The organism is Aeromonas sp. PrichA-15, assembly GCF_017939245.1.
GTDB lineage: Bacteria > Pseudomonadota > Gammaproteobacteria > Enterobacterales > Aeromonadaceae > Aeromonas > Aeromonas caviae.
This window is the reverse complement of record NZ_JAGKRH010000320.1, coordinates 68,602-84,268: the sequence shown is the minus strand read 5'-3', so window position 1 is coordinate 84,268 and position 15,667 is coordinate 68,602. Positions and strand designations below refer to the sequence as shown.

The window sequence follows — 15,667 nt, the reverse complement described above, 5'->3', positions numbered from 1 at the left end:
AGTCATCCCTGACCCCTTGAGGGTCCTAAAGGGCCGTTGGAGACCACAACGTTGATAGGTGGGGTGTGTAAGCGTAGCGATACGTTGAGCTAACCCATACTAATTACCCGTGAGGCTTAACCATACAACACCCAAGAAGTGTTCTGGGCCTTGTAGCGAATGAGCGAACTACTCAAATTCAGTGGTAATGACAACGCAAACTAGCGAAGTCGTTATCCACGTCAGCTTTCTGGATTAAGATTTTGCCTGGCGGCAATAGCGCAGTGGAACCACCTGACCCCATGCCGAACTCAGAAGTGAAACGCTGTAGCGCCGATGGTAGTGTGGCATTCGCCATGCGAGAGTAGGACACTGCCAGGCACCCAATTAAACGGTGATGTGAAGAATCACATGACTGGCTGCGAGGATGACACCTCACAAACAAGCAGCAAAAGATTTAGCGAAAGCTAACCGAATGCGGAGCGGTAGTTCAGTCGGTTAGAATACCGGCCTGTCACGCCGGGGGTCGCGGGTTCGAGTCCCGTCCGCTCCGCCACTAAATTGAAAGGCCTTCCCTATCGGGAAGGCCTTTTTGCTTTCTGACATTTACCCAGTCTCTCATCCTCATAGCAGGTAGCTTGCTTGGTTATCACCCCTCCCTACGGCAATCTCCGCCCTGTAGAATGGCATTCATGCTTCATTCGTGGTCACACATATAGACAGTTCAGGGATGACTCAACAATCTGCCTGGCTGAGCAGAAGTCAGTGGCCATCGTTACCTGGAGTTAGTCGCCAGGAAATATCCTGGCTTGTTGGTTGCGGCTGATCTGCTGCGTTCTGAGGGCCTAGTGGATGTCGCTGAGCATAGACGAGGGAGGGCGCAGGAAAGGTAAGGTGCGCTACTGTGGCTGAATCTGATGGGGTTATCCAGGATGCAGAGGATATCTGGTAAAAGCGTGATGTTGTAGGACCGCTCAGGCTGATTCCATTTTCTGTTGTGTCGCGAGCATGGGGTGCACAAAGAAAAGGGGACAGCAGATGCTGTCCCCTCAAGTCATTTCGTCCATTCCCTGAACTGCCATGCTCCCTGCAATCCTTGACGCTATCCTTTCCTTTGGAAATTCCCCTTCCCAATCCGTTGGGGTGTCCTGTGGCCTTCCTAGCCTGGCAATCTGTCCTGATTGCTTCACCCTCTCCTTCCTAGAGGTGTCCATTACCACATCCCGTGGTGTTCCTGCGTCATCCTGACTGATAACCATCCTTGCTATCACGCTTCATCTTGAAGCTGTTCCTGACCGCGTCTTGCGGTGTCCTTTCATCCTTGATGAGCGACAATCCGTGCCACTCAACCTCATCCCGAGGTATCCAACTACCGCATCCTGCGGTTGCCCTGTCGATCCTTGTGATAACCATCCTGGCTATCAACCCCATCCCGAGGTGTTCCTTGCCCACATCCTGCAGGCTATTCCTTGTTTATGCGCTGTTTCTGCATCCTGCCGAATCAGCTCGTCCTTGTGAGACCAATACTAAGGCAATTGCAGGCTCGAACAAGGTGTGCAATCGGATTGAGCTCCGTGACATGTGGTACAGAAATGGGCTGGTGTGGAATATTATCTATGTTTATCAGCTGTTTATATAGTTTCCATGGAAAGCATACTCAGTGCGGGATGGCTTCACGTACGGTTCAACACTGAGGGGTCTTACAGGGGGAATGGCAGATCTCTTACAAGCAGAAATCGGTAGGAAAACGATGGTACAGCCGCTTCAATCAGGGGTGTAAGAGTTCAAAATTAATTGAATATTTATGCTTTAAAAGTAGACAAAAGCCGAGATAAATCTCGGCTTTGTATTGTCTGCTGGTTTCTTTAGCTGACCCTTGTCCCAGGAGTCGGGTAGGCCTTGCGCAGTGATTCGGGTGCAAGCACCTCCAGGTTGCCGCTCATGTTGTTCAGCCAGGAGCGGAACTCGGGCGTATCCTGCACTTCGGTCTCCACCACCACGCTGCGCTTGTCGTAACGGGTCATGCGCGGGTTATGTCCCGGGATTTGTCCATCGATCAGGGTCGGGCAGTTGGCATCGATGCGCCCGACGAAGCGGATCGGACCGCTGACGTCCTGATAACCCTGGTCGCGGATCAGCTTCTGGATATTGAAGTCCTTCGGCTGGGTCGCGCTGAAGTTGGTCAACTCCACGTTCTTGATGTGATCGAACGGGATGCCGTAGACCTTGGGATCCAGCTCGGACAGGGTACAGAGCAGGATGGGGCCATCGGGTTGGTTCAGGATGCCGAGGGGATTGATGCGGTCATAGCAGAGCCAGACAGTACGCTCCTTGATGACACGCTGGATCTCGGCGCTGAATTTGCGGCCACGCCAGAGGGCGTCGCGGATCAGGGTGCTGCGGCGGATCTCCGGATTGCCGGCGAAGGGGCGAGGTGACTGGTGCACGCTCTCCAGCCAGCGCTCGGCCAGTTCGCTCTGGCTGTCGCGGATCACCTGACCAGCCTTGTCGATCAGCGGGTTCAATTCGGTCAGCACGCTTGCCGGCAACAGTTGGCTCGCCTGGTCGCTCCAGGTTTTCAGGGCCACTGCCAGCGAGAGCGGCATGATGTTGGCAAAGTCATTGAGACCATGGCGCTCGAAGCACCAGCCATGAGGCTTGCTGCGCTCATCGGAGGTGAGGTCGAACAGTCCCATGCCGGACATCTCTTCCAGGTCCCGTTGCACGGTACGGAGACTGACGTGAATGCCTTCCTCTTCCAGTTTTACCTGGAGTTGGCTGGCGGTCAGCTTGTAAGGGCGGTGCGGGATGCAACGCGCCAAGGTCAGTTGTCGTAACAGCTTCTTACTCATGGTGCATGCCTTCACTGGTTTAGCGTTGAGTGTATCCTAGCCATGGCCTGCGACAGTCTATGTCGCAAGTTTTGCTGCGACAACTGTCGCCATTTTCATACATGAAGAACCAAATCGTTGATAAATAAAACAAAAAAGCAATAAAAAGGGGTTGTTTGAGCCCTTTTTTTATTGCAAACAAGCCTTGCTAGGATGCTCGCGACCAGGGTGACAGGAAGGAAATGGAAGCAGTAAGGAGGGGGAGGTGGGAAGGAGGTGGGGGACGGGCCCCCACCTCGACACGTCGTTATGCCAGCCAGGACCAGGCTGATTTGGTGATGGCTGCGCCCACCATGTAGCCGAATACTGCGAGAGCGGCCACTCCGGCCACCAGCTTCTGACCGCGGGCAGGGCGCTTGAGCGCCATGACGCCCAGGCCGATGTAGATCACCAGGGCAATCAGCTTGGCCATCAACCAGGGCTGCTGGCCAGGGCTCATCTGCAGGGTCACCGCCAGCAGCACGCCAAACAGCAGCAGGAAGGTGTCGTTGATGTGGGGCAGCACCTTCAACCATTTCTGTTGCAGCCGCCCGCTGCCCGCCAGCGCCAGGCTCCAGCGGTAGAGGAAGAGCAGCAGGCTGACCAGGGCCAGGGTCATGTGAAGGTGTTTGAGCATGGGGTAATAGGCAATCATGTTGCTTCCTTGTCGTTGTCGGGCAGACCGCTGTTCCATTGATGGGCGTGGGTACGCTCCTGTCCTTCCTGATCGTCTTGCAGCAGGTCGGAGAGGATGTCGCGGTATTGCAGGCTCTTGTTGATATAGGTGTGCTCGTCGTCCAGGTAGTTGACCTGTTCCCGCAGCAGCCGGTTGTCATACTGCTTGAACATCTGCCCCGCACGCCAGGCCTGATTGGCCCTGAATCCCAAGAGGGTGAGTGCTTCTACCCCAAGATCCACGGCCGACCCCAGGGTTTCGCGGTGCACGCTGTCTATCCCGTGGCGCAGGATCTCGTGGGCATGGGGTCTGTCCTGGGCACGGGCCAGTATTCTGAGGTGTGGGAAGTGCTTTTTCACCATCTCTATCACTTCGAGGGAGGTGGCCGGGTCATTGAGGGAGAGCACCAGGAGTTTGGCCTTGTGGGCGCCGGCCGCGTGCAGCAGGTCGAGTCGGCTGGCATCCCCATAAAACACCTGGTAGCCGTACTTTCTCAGCATCTCTATCTGGCTGGCATCCTGCTCCAGGATGGTGGTGCCAATACCATGGCCGTGGAGCAGACGCCCCACTATCTGACCGAAGCGACCGAAGCCGGCGATGATGACCGGGTGTTCCACCAGCTCGGGCTGTTCGTGTTCGGGGGTGTCGCTCTGGTTGCGGTAGTCGAACCAGGGCTGGATCACCCGATCGTTGAGGATAAGCAGCAACGGTGTCAGCGCCATGGAGAGGGCGACGACCAGAGTCAGCAGTGAGATGGTGCTGCCCGGCAGTACCTTGTTCTGGGCGGCGAACGAGAACAGCACGAAGGCGAACTCACCGCCTTGGGCCAGGGCCAGGGCGAAGGTCCAGCGCTGGTTCGGGGAGAGGCGAATGACAAAGCCGAGCCCCATCAGCACCAGCCACTTGAGCACCATCAGACCGATCACCAGTGCCGGGATCAACAGGGGATGGGCGGCAAAGAGGCTGAAGTCGATGCCGGCACCCACCGACATGAAGAAGAGGCCGAGCAGCAGCCCCTTGAACGGCTCTATGTCTGCTTCCAGCTCGTGGCGGTATTCGCTGTCCGCCAGCACCACGCCGGCGAGGAAGGAGCCGAGGGCGGGGGAGAGGCCGACGGATTCCATCAGCACGGCGATGGCGATCACCAGCAGCAGGGCGGCAGCGACGAAGATCTCCCGCATGTGGGACTGGGCGATGGCGCGAAACACCGGCCGCATCAGGTAATGACCACCCAGCACGATGCCGGCGATGGCGGCCACCACCAGCAGGCCGTGCTGCCAGCCTGCCAGCTCCGAGCTGCCGCTGCTGGCGACCGGTGCGATGGCCAGCAGCGGCAGGATCGCCAGAATGGGGATGACGGCGATGTCCTGGAACAGCAGCACGGCGAAAGCGGAGCGGCCGCTCTCGCTCTGCATCAGTTTGCGCTCCTGCAGGCTCTGCAGCACGATGGCGGTGGAGGAGAGCGCAAGAATGAGACCGATGGCGAGCCCCTGCTGCCAGGGCAGACCCAAAAGATAACCCACCCCGGTCAGGGCGACACTGGTGAGCAGCACCTGCAGGCCACCGGTGCCGAGGATGGGCCCTTTCAGTTGCCACAACAGGGCCGGGCGCAGCTCCAGACCGACCAGAAACAGCATCAGCACCACCCCGAACTCGGCGAAGTGCATCACGTCTTTCTGCTCGCCCACCAGACCAAGCAGGAAGGGGCCTATGATGATCCCCGCCAGCAGGTAGCCAAGGACGGAGCCCAGCCCCCACCGTTTGGCCAGCGGGACGGCGATCACCGCCGCCGAGAGGTAGATCAGGGCGTCAAACAGCAATCCATGTCCCATCAGCGGCTCCTCCTTAACATGATGAATGCCGGTGAGGGCTGGCCGGGCCTGCGCCCGGATCGAGTGTGTGTCATGGGAGTACCCCCAGCAGATCGCGCAGATAGGGGCTCTCGGCCAGCTGGGCCGGGGTCAGCTGCTCGTCACGCAGGGCGCACAGCAGTTGGCGATAGTCCTGGCCGCAGCGGCGCAGCGCCTCGGGATCCTCGAGTTTGTGGAAGGAGTGCAGCACGAAAGGGGGCAGCCAGCGCATGCCGCACAGCTGTGCGGTCTGCTGGAAGGGGAGCAGGAAGTCGAGCAGCGGGCGCTGGTTGTAGCCGGCGCGGCAGTAGGACTCCGGGCCGCCCCCCGTGGTGATGGCGCTGAGCCACTGCTTGCCGCTGAGGGCGTGGGCCTCGGGGCCGTAGGCATAGCCGTACTCCAGCACCAGGTCCATCCACTCTTTCATGATGGCCGGGCAGGAGTACCAGTAGAAGGGGTGCTGGAAGACGATGATGTCGTGCTCCGCCAGCAGGGCCTGTTCCCGTTTCACGTTGATGAACATATCCGGATAGCGCTGGCAGAGATCGTGCAGGGTGATCCCCTCCAGCCCCTCGATGGCGTGCAGGAGTTGCTTGTTGGCCCGGGAACTCTGCAGCGCCGGGTGTGAAAAGATGACCAGAATGCGTTTCATGGGATTCCTGAAGAGGGTCTGCTGCCGGCACATGCGACAGATTGTGAGCTGAAACGTTATCAAGAAGCTCCCTGGCCCGCCAGTTCCGGGATCAGTGCGCGCAGCGCCGGATTCAGGGTCTGGTGGGCGGGGTAGCAGAGGCCGATGCGGCGGAACATCCGGGGGCCGCTCACGGGCAGGGTGCACAGGCCCGCTTCGTCCTCCACCAGCCCGTCGGGCAGGAAGCTGATGCCCACACCGGCCAGCACCAGCGCCATCACCAGCCCTTTGCTCTCGGCCTTGGCCACCAGATTGAGGGTGAGCCGGTCACAGGCCAGCAGGCCTATGGTTTGCTGATGGGCTTCGCAGGGTGGGCACTCAATGAAATCATGGTGTTGCAACTCAGCCAGCTCGATACGCGCCCTGCCCGCAAGAGGGTGTCCCCTGGGAACGCACAGCACGTACTCCTCTTCCCAGAGCGGCAGGAAGATCTCGTCCTCCCGGCGCAGGGCATCCAGGGTCAGCCGGCAGTCGGCCGGGGTGCCGTAATCGGAGAGGGTGAGATCCAGCTCGGGCAGCACCCCCTGCACCCGCCGAAGCAATCCCGCCAGCCGACGGCGGCTGAGGTCGGGCATGATGGCCATGTTGAGTCTCGCACGCGTCGCCTTCTGGCGAAACAGAGTCGGCAGGCGACGCGCCTCTTCCACCAGCTTGACGGCGTGGGGATAGAGATAGTGGGCCGGATCCTTCGCTTCCACCCCCTTCTTGCCCCGGATGAAGAGGCTGTCCCCCAGGCTCTCTTCGAGCTGGCGAAGGCCGGCGGAGAGGGAGGGTTGGCTCACGTGGCAGCGGGCTGCCGCCGCCGTGATGTTCTTCTCTTCATAGATGGCGATGAAGAAGCGCAGCAATCTCAGGTCCAGCATGGGGATACCATAGTTAATTCAGATGATAACCAGCGGAAAACTATATTTATCGCCGATGGATATAGCGACTATAGTGACTGGGTCCCGTGCTGGCCAGCCCTTGTTTGACGCCCATTTCAACGCATCAGAAGGAAAACTCCATGTCCAAGTCCCTCGTGGTGATCACCGGCGCGTCCGCCGGGATCGGTGCCGCCATTGCCCGCGCCTTCTCCGCCGCCGGCCATCCGCTGCTGTTGCTGGCCCGCCGGGTCGAGCCCATGCAGGCGCTTAACCTGCCCGATACCCTCTGCATCGGGGTCGATGTCACCGACACCGCCGCCATGAAGGCCGCCGTGGCGCAGGCGGAGGCGCAATTCGGCCCGGTGGGATGTCTGGTCAACAATGCCGGCGTCATGCTGCTGGGACAGGCCGACGTGCAGGATCCCGCCGAGTGGCAGCAGATGCTCAATATCAACGTGATGGGGGTTCTGAATGGCGTGCATGCGGTACTGGCCGGCATGAAGACCCGCCGCAGCGGCACCATCATCAATATCAGCTCCATCGCCGGTCGCAAGACCTTCCCGAACCATGCCGCTTACTGCGCCACCAAGTTCGCCGTCCACGCCCTGACCGAGAATATCCGGGAAGAGGTGGCCGATGTGGGCGTGCGGATGGTGACCATCGCTCCGGGCGCGGTGGAGACCGAGCTGCTCAGCCACACCACGGACGAGAGCATCAAGGCGGGCTATCACGACTGGAAGGACCAGATGGGAGGCGTCATTGCACCCGAGGTGATCGCCGACGCCGTGCTCTACGCCTGGCACCAGCCGGCCAACGTCTGCGTGCGGGAGATCGTGCTGGCGGCCACCCGCCAGCAACCCTGATGCAGACGGGGGAGGGGTTGACCCTCCCCCTGGGCCAAGGGTTACCATAGGCCCTCTTTCGTCATTGAGTCGTCTCATGGTCCTGACCCGTCGCCAACTCGCTCGCGCCCGCCGCTGGCTCCCACTGTGGAGTCTGGTGCTGGTGCTGATGTCGTTTGGCAGCCGGGCGGCCACCGATCTCTGTACCCTGACGCCCCATTGCAGCCAGAGCGAGCGTACCTTGGAAAAAGCCATGCCCTGCGGCAGCTTCACCTCGGCGCTCGCCATGACGGTGCTCACCAGCGACAGCCTGACGGTTGCCCGGCTTGAGCCCGACAGGCCGATATTCCTCTCTCCCTCTCTGTTCATGCCGGAGGCGCCCCTGGAGCGTTTCGAGCGTCCGCCCCGTCACCACGGCTGAGTCGAGTTTCCCTTTCCGGGCATTTCTTCTTAACCGAGGTGAGATATGTACAAGTCCCTGTTACTGGCCGTGCTGGCCGGTACCGTCAGTTTTTCTGCTCTGGCAACCGGGCAGATGACCGTCTACAAGTCCCAGTATTGCGGTTGCTGCAAGACCTGGATCAAGCACATGGAAGAGAACGGCTTTGAGGTCAAGGTCGTGGAAACCGAGCAGCTTGACCCGATCAAGCAGCAGCATGGCATCACCCCGCAGCTGGCCTCCTGCCACACCGGGGTGGTGAATGGCTATGTGGTGGAGGGGCATGTGCCCGCTGCCGACGTGCAGAAGTTGCTCAAGGAAAAACCGGCGATCCGCGGTCTGACCATTCCGGGGATGCCCCAGAGTGCGCCGGGCATGGATATTCCGGGTCAGCCCTATCAGGTGCTGAGCATCAGTGACGAGGGCGCGACCAAAGTCTGGTCGAGCTACCCCGGCTGATGGATGCTGACCGTGAGCAGACACACTTCCATCATGTGAGGCACACCTGAGCGAACCCGTGTCGCCCACGGTCAGGGAGGAGGGCCGCCATCGCGAGATGGCGGCCCTTTTTCGTCGATTTGGGGGGTAATGTCCGGGGAGCCCTTGCAACCCCGGGCGACAAGGGGCAGATTGATCGCCAATTTTTATTTTCTCAGGGACGCTTTTCCTGCTGCCTGCCGGTGTGCCGTCTGGATGCGTGCAGCACCAGCGGGAGGGGCTGCCCTGTGACAGCGCAAAGGATGCGACATGTTCACCTTTTCCCGGGGGTTGCTGCTGGCTTGCCTGCTTGCTGCGCCCTGTTCCCATGCCAACGAAGAGTCCGCCATGCCTACAAGCGATACTTCCACCCAGCCTGTCATTGTCCCCCCGGTGGCTGCCAAGCACCCCCATACCCTGAAAAAACACGGGGACACGCGCGTCGACAACTACTACTGGCTGCGTGACGACGAGCGGCAGAAGCCCGAGGTGCTGGACTATCTCAAGGCCGAGAATGCCTACACCGAGGCCATGCTCGCACCGATCAAGCCGCTGCGCGAGCAGCTCTACAAGGAGATGGTGGCCCGTATTCCCCAGCAGGACGAGTCTGTCCCCTATGTGAAGAACGGCTACCGCTATCAGACCCGTTACGAGCCGGGCAAGGAGTACGCCATCTACTCCCGCAGCAAGGTGGAAGGGGACGGGGCGCCCACCCTGCTGCTGGATGGCAACCAGCGCGCCGAAGGCCACGAGTTCTATGCCCTGGGGGCGCTCGAGGTGAGCCGCAACAACCGCTGGCTGGCGGTGGCGGAAGATTATCTCTCCCGCCGTCAATACAGGATCCAGTTCCTCGATCTGGAGAGCGGCGCCTGGGCCGCCGACACCCTCGAGAACACCTCCGGCAACCTGGTGTGGGCCAACGACAGCAAGACGGTCTTCTACGTGCGCAAGCACCCCAAGACCCTGCTGCCCTACCAGGTCTATCGCCACGAGCTGGGCACGGATCCCGCGAAGGATACCCTGGTCTACGAGGAGAAGGACGACTCCTTCTATGTGAGCCTCTACGCCACCACCTCGGAAGATTTCATCGTCATCTCCCTCTCCAGCACCACCACCAGCGAGGCGCGCCTCATCGATGCCAATGTGCCGGGCCAGACGCCACGCCTGTTCCTGCCCCGTCAGGTGGATCACGAATACAGCCTGGATCACTACCGCGGTCGCTTCTATGTGCGCTCCAACAAGGACGGCAATAACTTCGGCCTCTATGAGACCAAGGAGAGCCCGGTGGATCGCTGGAAGGCGGTGATCGCCCCCAATCCGGACGTGCTGCTGGAGAGCTATGCCCTGTTCAGGGACTGGCTGGTGCTGGAGGAGCGCAGTCAGGGGTTGACCCGGTTGCGTCAGGTCAACTGGCAGAGTGGCGAACAGAAGGAGATCGCCTTCGACGATCCCGCCTATGTCACCTGGCTTTCCTACAACCCGGAGCCGGACACCAGCGCCCTGCGCTATGGCTACTCCTCCATGACCACGCCGTCCTCCACCTATGAGCTGGACATGGACAGCGGCAAGCGGACTCTGCTCAAGCAGCAGCCGGTGGCGGGCTTCGTGCCTGCGCAATATGCCAGCGAGCGGCTTTGGATCACCGCCCGTGACGGCGTAGCCGTGCCGGTGTCGCTGGTCTATCGCAAGGACAAGTTCAAGAAGGCAGGGGGTGGTGCAGGCACCAATCCCCTGCTGGTCTACGGCTATGGCTCCTACGGCGCCAGCATGGACCCGGACTTCAGCAGCTCACGCCTGAGCCTGCTGGACCGGGGCTTCGTCTACGCCATCGCCCATATCCGGGGTGGCGAGGAGCTGGGCCGCACCTGGTATGAAGAGGGCAAGCTGCTCAAGAAGCAGAACACCTTCAACGACTTCATCGACGTGACCGAGGCGTTGGTGGCGCAAGGCTACGGCGCCAGGGATCAGGTCTATGCCATGGGAGGCAGCGCCGGCGGCCTGCTGATGGGGGCCGTCATCAACCAGGCGCCCCAGCTCTATCGCGGCGTGGTGGCCCAGGTGCCCTTCGTCGACGTGGTCACCACCATGCTGGACGAGTCCATTCCCCTCACCACAGGGGAGTATGACGAGTGGGGCAACCCGAACAAGAAGCGCTACTACGACTACATGAAGGCCTACAGCCCCTACGATCAGGTCAAGGCCCAGGCCTACCCGAATCTGCTGGTGACCACGGGGCTGCACGACTCCCAGGTGCAGTACTGGGAGCCGGCCAAGTGGGTGGCCAAGCTGCGTGAGCTGAAGACGGACGACAACCAGTTGCTGCTCAGCACCGACATGGAGGCCGGTCATGGCGGCAAGTCGGGCCGTTTCAAGGCCTATGAGGACATCGCCCTGGAGTTCGCCTTCATTCTGGAGCTGGCTGGCAGCAAGGCGTGATGGCCGGGCCCAAATGAAATCAGCTTGTTACCAAACCCCGTTCCGGCAGCCCCGGATCGGGGTTTTTGCATCTTGGCGACAAAAGCGTCATTAACGTCGTGTTTATGCTGTTCAGTAAGCACTTCGCAATATAACGGACCAGGATTCTAATCCTTGCCAGTCCAGGGTTGCGAAAGAATCTGGGCGTGCTTTTTATTGCTTCCCTTTGATAGTTCATGTAATTAATCTGCCCTTGAGAAATGAATGATCCGCTTCAAACTTCTCGCTATTTAAATCCGCCATTTTGCTGTTTTGTTTGATTTATGTTGGTGTTATGTGCTTAATCGGAGCGTTAATGCTTTTGAACTGACCCGTTTCTGGTCAGATCACCTCCGATCGGCATGACGCTGATTATCTCACCGCAGGATGATGGTGGCTTCTGGAAGGGCGCGTGCCGCTCGACCATTTCCTCGTACGAGGTCGTATAGGCGAACCCAGTCTTGGTGCGGGTCTGTCTCATATTCTCCCGGGAAACGGGTGAAATAAATCAATGAAAAGGATGAAGAACATGAAAGGATTATCCTTGGCGTGCGCCTTGTCGGCGGCTCTGGTCGGTGTGTCGTTTGGTGGTCCGGTGCAAGCGCAGGAGCGCTTCGTGACCATAGGCACCGGCGGTCAGACCGGCGTCTACTACGTGGCGGGCCAGTCCATCTGCCGCTTCCTCAACCGCGGCGCCGCCGATCACCAGATCAAGTGCAACGCCCCGGCCAGTGGCGGCGGTGTTGCCAACGTCAACGGCATCCGCTCCGGCGAATTCAACTTCGGCATCATGCAGTCCGACCACCAGTACAAGGCGATGAAGGGCGTCGAGCCGTTCAAGGCCGAAGGTCCGATGGATGACATCCGCGCCGTCTTCTCCCTGCAGAGCGAAGTGTTCACCATTCTGGCCCGCAAGGACGCCAAGATTGCCAGCTTCGACGACCTGAAGGGCAAGCGCGTCAACATCGGCAACCCGGGTTCCGGTCAGCGTGACACCTTTGAAGAGATCATGACCGTGAAGGGCTGGGACAAATCCGCCTTCAGCCTGGTCTCCGAACTGAAACCCGCCGAGCAGGCCTCTGCCCTGGGTGACAACAACATCGACGCCATGAGCTACTTCGTCGGCCACCCGAACGGCGCCATCCAGGAAGCCTCCACCACCACGGACACCGTGCTGGTGCCGGTCACCGGCCCCGAGATCGACAAGCTGCTGGCCGAGAAGAGCTACTACAGCAAGGCCGAGATCCCGGGTGGTCTCTACAAGGGCAGCCCGAACCCGACTCCGTCCATCGGTGGCAAGGCTGTGCTCTCCACCAGCGCCAAGGCCGATCCGGAAGTGGTCTACCAGCTGGTCAAGTCCGTGTTCGACAACCTGGACCGCTTCAAGCGCCTGCACCCGGCCTTCGCGGATCTGAAGGAAGCCGACATGATCAAGGTGGGTCTCTCCGCTCCGCTGCATGAAGGCGCTGTGCGTTACTACAAGGAACGTGGCTGGATGTAATCCGGCTGCGTCTTCGGATGTGCCCCGGACTCGCTCCTCCTTCGGGGGAGCGAGTCTCATTTATTGCAGTACCTACAGAGTCACACTATGCAGCAAACACAACAACAAGAGGCGCTCTCGGCCGAGGAGCTGATCGCCCAGGACGTCGGCGCCAGGCTGCCCGTCGGCCCCATGAGCTGGATCATCGCAGGTCTTGCGCTGATCTGGTCCCTGTTCCAGCTCTGGATCGCCTCGCCGCTGCCCTTCTCCCTCGGCATCGGCGTCCTCAACGACACTGAAACACGCTCGATTCACCTGGCCTTCGCCATCCTGCTCGCCTACCTGGTGTTCCCGGCCATGCGCAGCTCACCGCGAGACAGGGTTCCCCTTGCCGACATCGCCCTCGGCCTCGTCGGTGCCGCCGTCGCCAGCTATCTGTTCGTGATGTACCAGGAGCTTGCCCAGCGTCCCGGCAACCTGACCACCATGGACTTCGCGGTGGCCTGCGTCGGCATCCCGCTCCTGCTGGAAGCGGCCCGCCGCGCCCTGGGCCCGGCCCTGGCGGTCATCGCCATCGTCTTCCTGGCCTACAGCCTGGCCGGTCCCTGGATGCCTTCCCTGCTGGCCCACCGCGGGGTGAGCCTGCATGCGCTGGCCAACCACCAGTGGATCACCACCGAAGGGGTGTTCGGCATCGCCCTTGGGGTCTCCACCAGCTTCGTCTTCCTGTTCGTGCTGTTTGGCGCCCTGCTCGAGCGCGCCGGTGCGGGCCACTACTTCATCCAGCTCGCCTTCAGCCTGCTGGGTCACCTGCGCGGCGGCCCGGCCAAGGCGGCCGTGGTCGCCTCGGCCCTGACCGGCGTCATCTCCGGCTCCTCCATCGCCAACGTGGTGACCACGGGCACCTTCACCATCCCCATGATGAAACGGGTCGGTTTCTCCAAGGAGAAGGCCGGCGCGGTGGAAGTGGCCTCTTCGGTCAACGGCCAGATCATGCCGCCGGTCATGGGGGCTGCGGCCTTCCTGATGGTGGAGTACGTGGGCATCCCCTATGTGGAGATCATCAAGCACGCCTTCCTGCCGGCGGCCATCTCCTACATCGCCCTGCTCTACATCGTGCACCTCGAGGCGCTCAAGCTCGGGATGCAGCCCATCGGCAACCGTCAGCCGCGCCCCTGGCTGCGTCGCCTGACCGGCTTCGCCTTCGGTGCCGCCCTCATCAGCGGCCTCTCCATGGCGGTCTACTACGGTCTGGGCTGGCTCAAGCCGGTGCTGGGTGACTATGCCCTGCCGGGGATCAGCGTGTTGCTGGCCGTCGCCTACCTGGGACTGCTGAAGATCGCCGCCAGCAACGCGCCGCTGCCGGCGGAAGACCCGGACAAGCCGCTGGACGAGCTGCCCGAGACCCGCGCCGTGCTGCTCTCCGGCCTGCACTTCCTGCTGCCCGTGGTGGTGCTGGTGTGGTGTCTGATGGTGGAGCGCCTCTCCCCCGGCCTGTCGGCCTTCTGGGGTTCGGTGATGCTGATCATCATCCTGCTGACCCAGCGACCGCTGCTGAACTGGCTGCGCACCGACGGCAAGCATGACTACGGCTCCTTCACCGATGGCGTGGTGGACCTGCGCGAGGGGCTGATTGCCGGTGCTCGCAACATGATCGGCATCGGCATTGCCACCGCCACTGCCGGCATCATCGTCGGGGCCGTCTCCCAGACCGGCGTCGGCCTGGTGCTGGCGGATCTGGTGGAGTTCCTCTCCATGGGCAACCTGCTGCTCATGCTGATCCTCACCGCCCTGCTGAGCCTCATCCTCGGCATGGGACTGCCGACCACTGCCAACTACATCGTGGTATCGAGCCTGCTGGCGCCGGTGATCGTCACCCTGGGCCAGCAGAACGGCCTCATCGTGCCGCTCATCGCGGTGCACCTGTTCGTCTTCTACTTCGGCATCATGGCGGACGTGACCCCGCCGGTGGGGCTGGCCTCGTTCGCCGCGGCCGCCGTCTCCAAGGGCGACCCCATCAAGACCGGGATCACGGCGTTCTACTACAGCCTGCGTACCGCGGCGCTGCCCTTCCTGTTCATCTTCAACACCGATCTGCTGCTGATCAACGTGGACTTCGCCCACGGCGTACTGATCTTCTTCGTGGCCACCATCGCCATGCTGATCTTCGCTGCCGCCACCCAGGGCTTCTTCCTGGTGAAGAGCCGCTGGTACGAGAGCGTGCTGCTGCTGCTGGTGGCCTTCACCCTGTTCCGTCCTGGCTTCTGGATGGATCTGCTGCACGACCCGTATCGCGACACCGCCCCGGCCGAGCTGGTCCAGACCATGGGGCAGGTGGAGGCCGAGAGCACCCTGCGCCTGCGCATGGAAGGGGAAGATGCGGTGGGCAAGTTGCGCCGCTTCACCGTGTTGTTGCCGGTGCCTTCGGGCGTCACTGGTGAGGACCGTCTGGCCAAGCTGGGGATCCAGACTTATGAGCAGGACGGCAAGATCCTGATCGACACCGTCACCTTCGGCAGCCAGGCCGCCGATCTGGGGCTGGAGATGGATCAGCAGATCCTGAGCGTCAAGGCGCCCACCGAGCGCTGGCCCAAGGAGCTGATGTGGCTGCCGGGCTTCTTGCTGTTCGGGGCCGTGGTCTGGCTGCAACGCCGCCGGGTCGCTCGACCCTGATCATCACCCAATAAAAAACGGCGCCTTCGGGCGCCGTTTTTTATGCTGGGCTGTGATGCCGGCCGCTTCGGGCCATCAGTCCAGGGCATCAGTTGGACTGGGTCTGCTTCTGTTTTTGCAGTTGGTCGAGGGTCTGCTGCTCCTGCGGGCTGAGGCCAAGCTGCTCGCAGGCCTGTTCAAAGCTGATGCCAAGATGGCACATCATGATGTCGATAGCGGGCAGGTAGTTGGTCATAGCGTCTTCCATGGTGATCCTCCAGAACTGTCTCTTATGCCCGAGGGCGGGGATGGGGGCAATTAGACTTTAGGTGTAGGGTGCCATCTGCTTCAGCCTCTGCCACTGGCCAGGGGAATTTGCTACTCTTGCGGGCAC

Annotated in this window: 12 protein-coding genes, 1 tRNA gene and 2 rRNA genes; 9 read left to right on the top strand and 6 right to left on the bottom strand. The window is 61.1% G+C overall.

Annotated features, from left to right (window positions below; translation table 11 throughout):
• The 3 genes from J9889_RS22845 to J9889_RS22835 all read left to right on the top strand — a co-directional run.
• Positions 1-124 (top strand): 23S ribosomal RNA (locus J9889_RS22845); the annotation flags it as partial.
• A gap of 121 nt (positions 125-245) precedes the next feature.
• Positions 246-360 (top strand): 5S ribosomal RNA (rrf, locus tag J9889_RS22840).
• A gap of 98 nt (positions 361-458) precedes the next feature.
• A tRNA-Asp gene (locus J9889_RS22835) sits at positions 459-535 on the top strand.
• Positions 536-1,844: 1,309 nt separating this feature from the next.
• On the opposite strand, the gene J9889_RS22830 is transcribed toward J9889_RS22835, so the two are convergent.
• The 5 genes from J9889_RS22830 to J9889_RS22810 all read right to left on the bottom strand — a co-directional run bounded on the left by J9889_RS22830 (position 1,845) and on the right by J9889_RS22810 (position 6,929).
• Positions 1,845-2,831 (bottom strand): WYL domain-containing protein, encoded by a 987-nt coding sequence (locus J9889_RS22830; protein WP_029313511.1) that lies wholly within the window; start codon positions 2,829-2,831, stop codon positions 1,845-1,847.
• A 286-nt stretch (positions 2,832-3,117) separates the two neighbouring features.
• Complete coding sequence (locus J9889_RS22825; protein ID WP_039040394.1) at positions 3,118-3,504, bottom strand: SirB2 family protein; 387 nt, start codon at positions 3,502-3,504, stop codon at positions 3,118-3,120.
• A complete protein-coding gene (locus J9889_RS22820) occupies positions 3,501-5,357 on the bottom strand; it encodes a monovalent cation:proton antiporter-2 (CPA2) family protein (RefSeq protein WP_010672573.1) in 1,857 nt (618 codons plus the stop codon). The genes J9889_RS22825 and J9889_RS22820 overlap by 4 nt, the downstream gene beginning before the upstream one ends.
• A gap of 70 nt (positions 5,358-5,427) precedes the next feature.
• Positions 5,428-6,027: an NAD(P)H-dependent oxidoreductase gene (locus tag J9889_RS22815; protein ID WP_010672574.1), complete on the bottom strand. Its 600-nt coding sequence runs from the start codon at positions 6,025-6,027 to the stop codon at positions 5,428-5,430.
• Between the two features lie 59 nt (positions 6,028-6,086).
• A complete protein-coding gene (locus tag J9889_RS22810) occupies positions 6,087-6,929 on the bottom strand; it encodes a LysR family transcriptional regulator (protein WP_041212185.1) in 843 nt (280 codons plus the stop codon).
• 140 nt (positions 6,930-7,069) lie between these two features.
• Here J9889_RS22810 and J9889_RS22805 point away from each other — a divergent pair, with 140 nt between their 5' ends.
• From J9889_RS22805 to J9889_RS22780, 6 genes are all read left to right on the top strand, one after another.
• The gene (locus J9889_RS22805) at positions 7,070-7,792 is read left to right on the top strand and encodes an SDR family oxidoreductase (RefSeq protein ID WP_202016274.1); all 723 of its coding nucleotides are present in this window, start codon (positions 7,070-7,072) and stop codon (positions 7,790-7,792) included.
• Between the two features lie 76 nt (positions 7,793-7,868).
• The gene (locus J9889_RS22800; protein ID WP_210558325.1) at positions 7,869-8,192 is read left to right on the top strand and encodes a hypothetical protein; all 324 of its coding nucleotides are present in this window, start codon (positions 7,869-7,871) and stop codon (positions 8,190-8,192) included.
• Between the two features lie 45 nt (positions 8,193-8,237).
• Positions 8,238-8,669, top strand: coding sequence for a DUF411 domain-containing protein (locus tag J9889_RS22795; RefSeq protein WP_010672577.1), 432 nt, complete (start codon positions 8,238-8,240; stop codon positions 8,667-8,669).
• Positions 8,670-8,957: 288 nt separating this feature from the next.
• Positions 8,958-11,123, top strand: coding sequence for a S9 family peptidase (locus J9889_RS22790; RefSeq protein ID WP_210558323.1), 2,166 nt, complete (start codon positions 8,958-8,960; stop codon positions 11,121-11,123).
• Positions 11,124-11,670: 547 nt separating this feature from the next.
• Positions 11,671-12,642, top strand: a complete 972-nt coding sequence (locus tag J9889_RS22785; RefSeq protein ID WP_042865391.1) for a TAXI family TRAP transporter solute-binding subunit — start codon at positions 11,671-11,673, stop codon at positions 12,640-12,642.
• An 87-nt stretch (positions 12,643-12,729) separates the two neighbouring features.
• Positions 12,730-15,294 carry a TRAP transporter permease gene (locus tag J9889_RS22780; protein WP_210558321.1) on the top strand — a complete coding sequence of 855 codons (2,565 nt, stop codon included), beginning with the start codon at positions 12,730-12,732 and terminating at the stop codon, positions 15,292-15,294.
• Positions 15,295-15,382: 88 nt separating this feature from the next.
• Here J9889_RS22780 and J9889_RS22775 read toward each other — a convergent pair whose 3' ends face one another.
• Positions 15,383-15,541 (bottom strand): hypothetical protein, encoded by a 159-nt coding sequence (locus tag J9889_RS22775; protein WP_005332188.1) that lies wholly within the window; start codon positions 15,539-15,541, stop codon positions 15,383-15,385.
• Positions 15,542-15,667: the final 126 nt, after the last annotated feature.

What these genes read in the sequence shown, in the direction of transcription:
- J9889_RS22830 (WP_029313511.1), bottom strand. Translation starts at nt 2,831, where the DNA reads ATGAGTAAGAAGCTGTTACGACAACTGACCTTGGCGCGTTGCATCCCG.
- J9889_RS22825 (WP_039040394.1), bottom strand. Translation starts at nt 3,504, where the DNA reads ATGATTGCCTATTACCCCATGCTCAAACACCTTCACATGACCCTGGCC.
- J9889_RS22820 (WP_010672573.1), bottom strand. Translation starts at nt 5,357, where the DNA reads ATGGGACATGGATTGCTGTTTGACGCCCTGATCTACCTCTCGGCGGCG.
- J9889_RS22815 (WP_010672574.1), bottom strand. Translation starts at nt 6,027, where the DNA reads ATGAAACGCATTCTGGTCATCTTTTCACACCCGGCGCTGCAGAGTTCC.
- J9889_RS22810 (WP_041212185.1), bottom strand. Translation starts at nt 6,929, where the DNA reads ATGCTGGACCTGAGATTGCTGCGCTTCTTCATCGCCATCTATGAAGAG.
- J9889_RS22805 (WP_202016274.1), top strand. Translation starts at nt 7,070, where the DNA reads ATGTCCAAGTCCCTCGTGGTGATCACCGGCGCGTCCGCCGGGATCGGT.
- J9889_RS22800 (WP_210558325.1), top strand. Translation starts at nt 7,869, where the DNA reads ATGGTCCTGACCCGTCGCCAACTCGCTCGCGCCCGCCGCTGGCTCCCA.
- J9889_RS22795 (WP_010672577.1), top strand. Translation starts at nt 8,238, where the DNA reads ATGTACAAGTCCCTGTTACTGGCCGTGCTGGCCGGTACCGTCAGTTTT.
- J9889_RS22790 (WP_210558323.1), top strand. Translation starts at nt 8,958, where the DNA reads ATGTTCACCTTTTCCCGGGGGTTGCTGCTGGCTTGCCTGCTTGCTGCG.
- J9889_RS22785 (WP_042865391.1), top strand. Translation starts at nt 11,671, where the DNA reads ATGAAAGGATTATCCTTGGCGTGCGCCTTGTCGGCGGCTCTGGTCGGT.
- J9889_RS22780 (WP_210558321.1), top strand. Translation starts at nt 12,730, where the DNA reads ATGCAGCAAACACAACAACAAGAGGCGCTCTCGGCCGAGGAGCTGATC.
- J9889_RS22775 (WP_005332188.1), bottom strand. Translation starts at nt 15,541, where the DNA reads ATGGAAGACGCTATGACCAACTACCTGCCCGCTATCGACATCATGATG.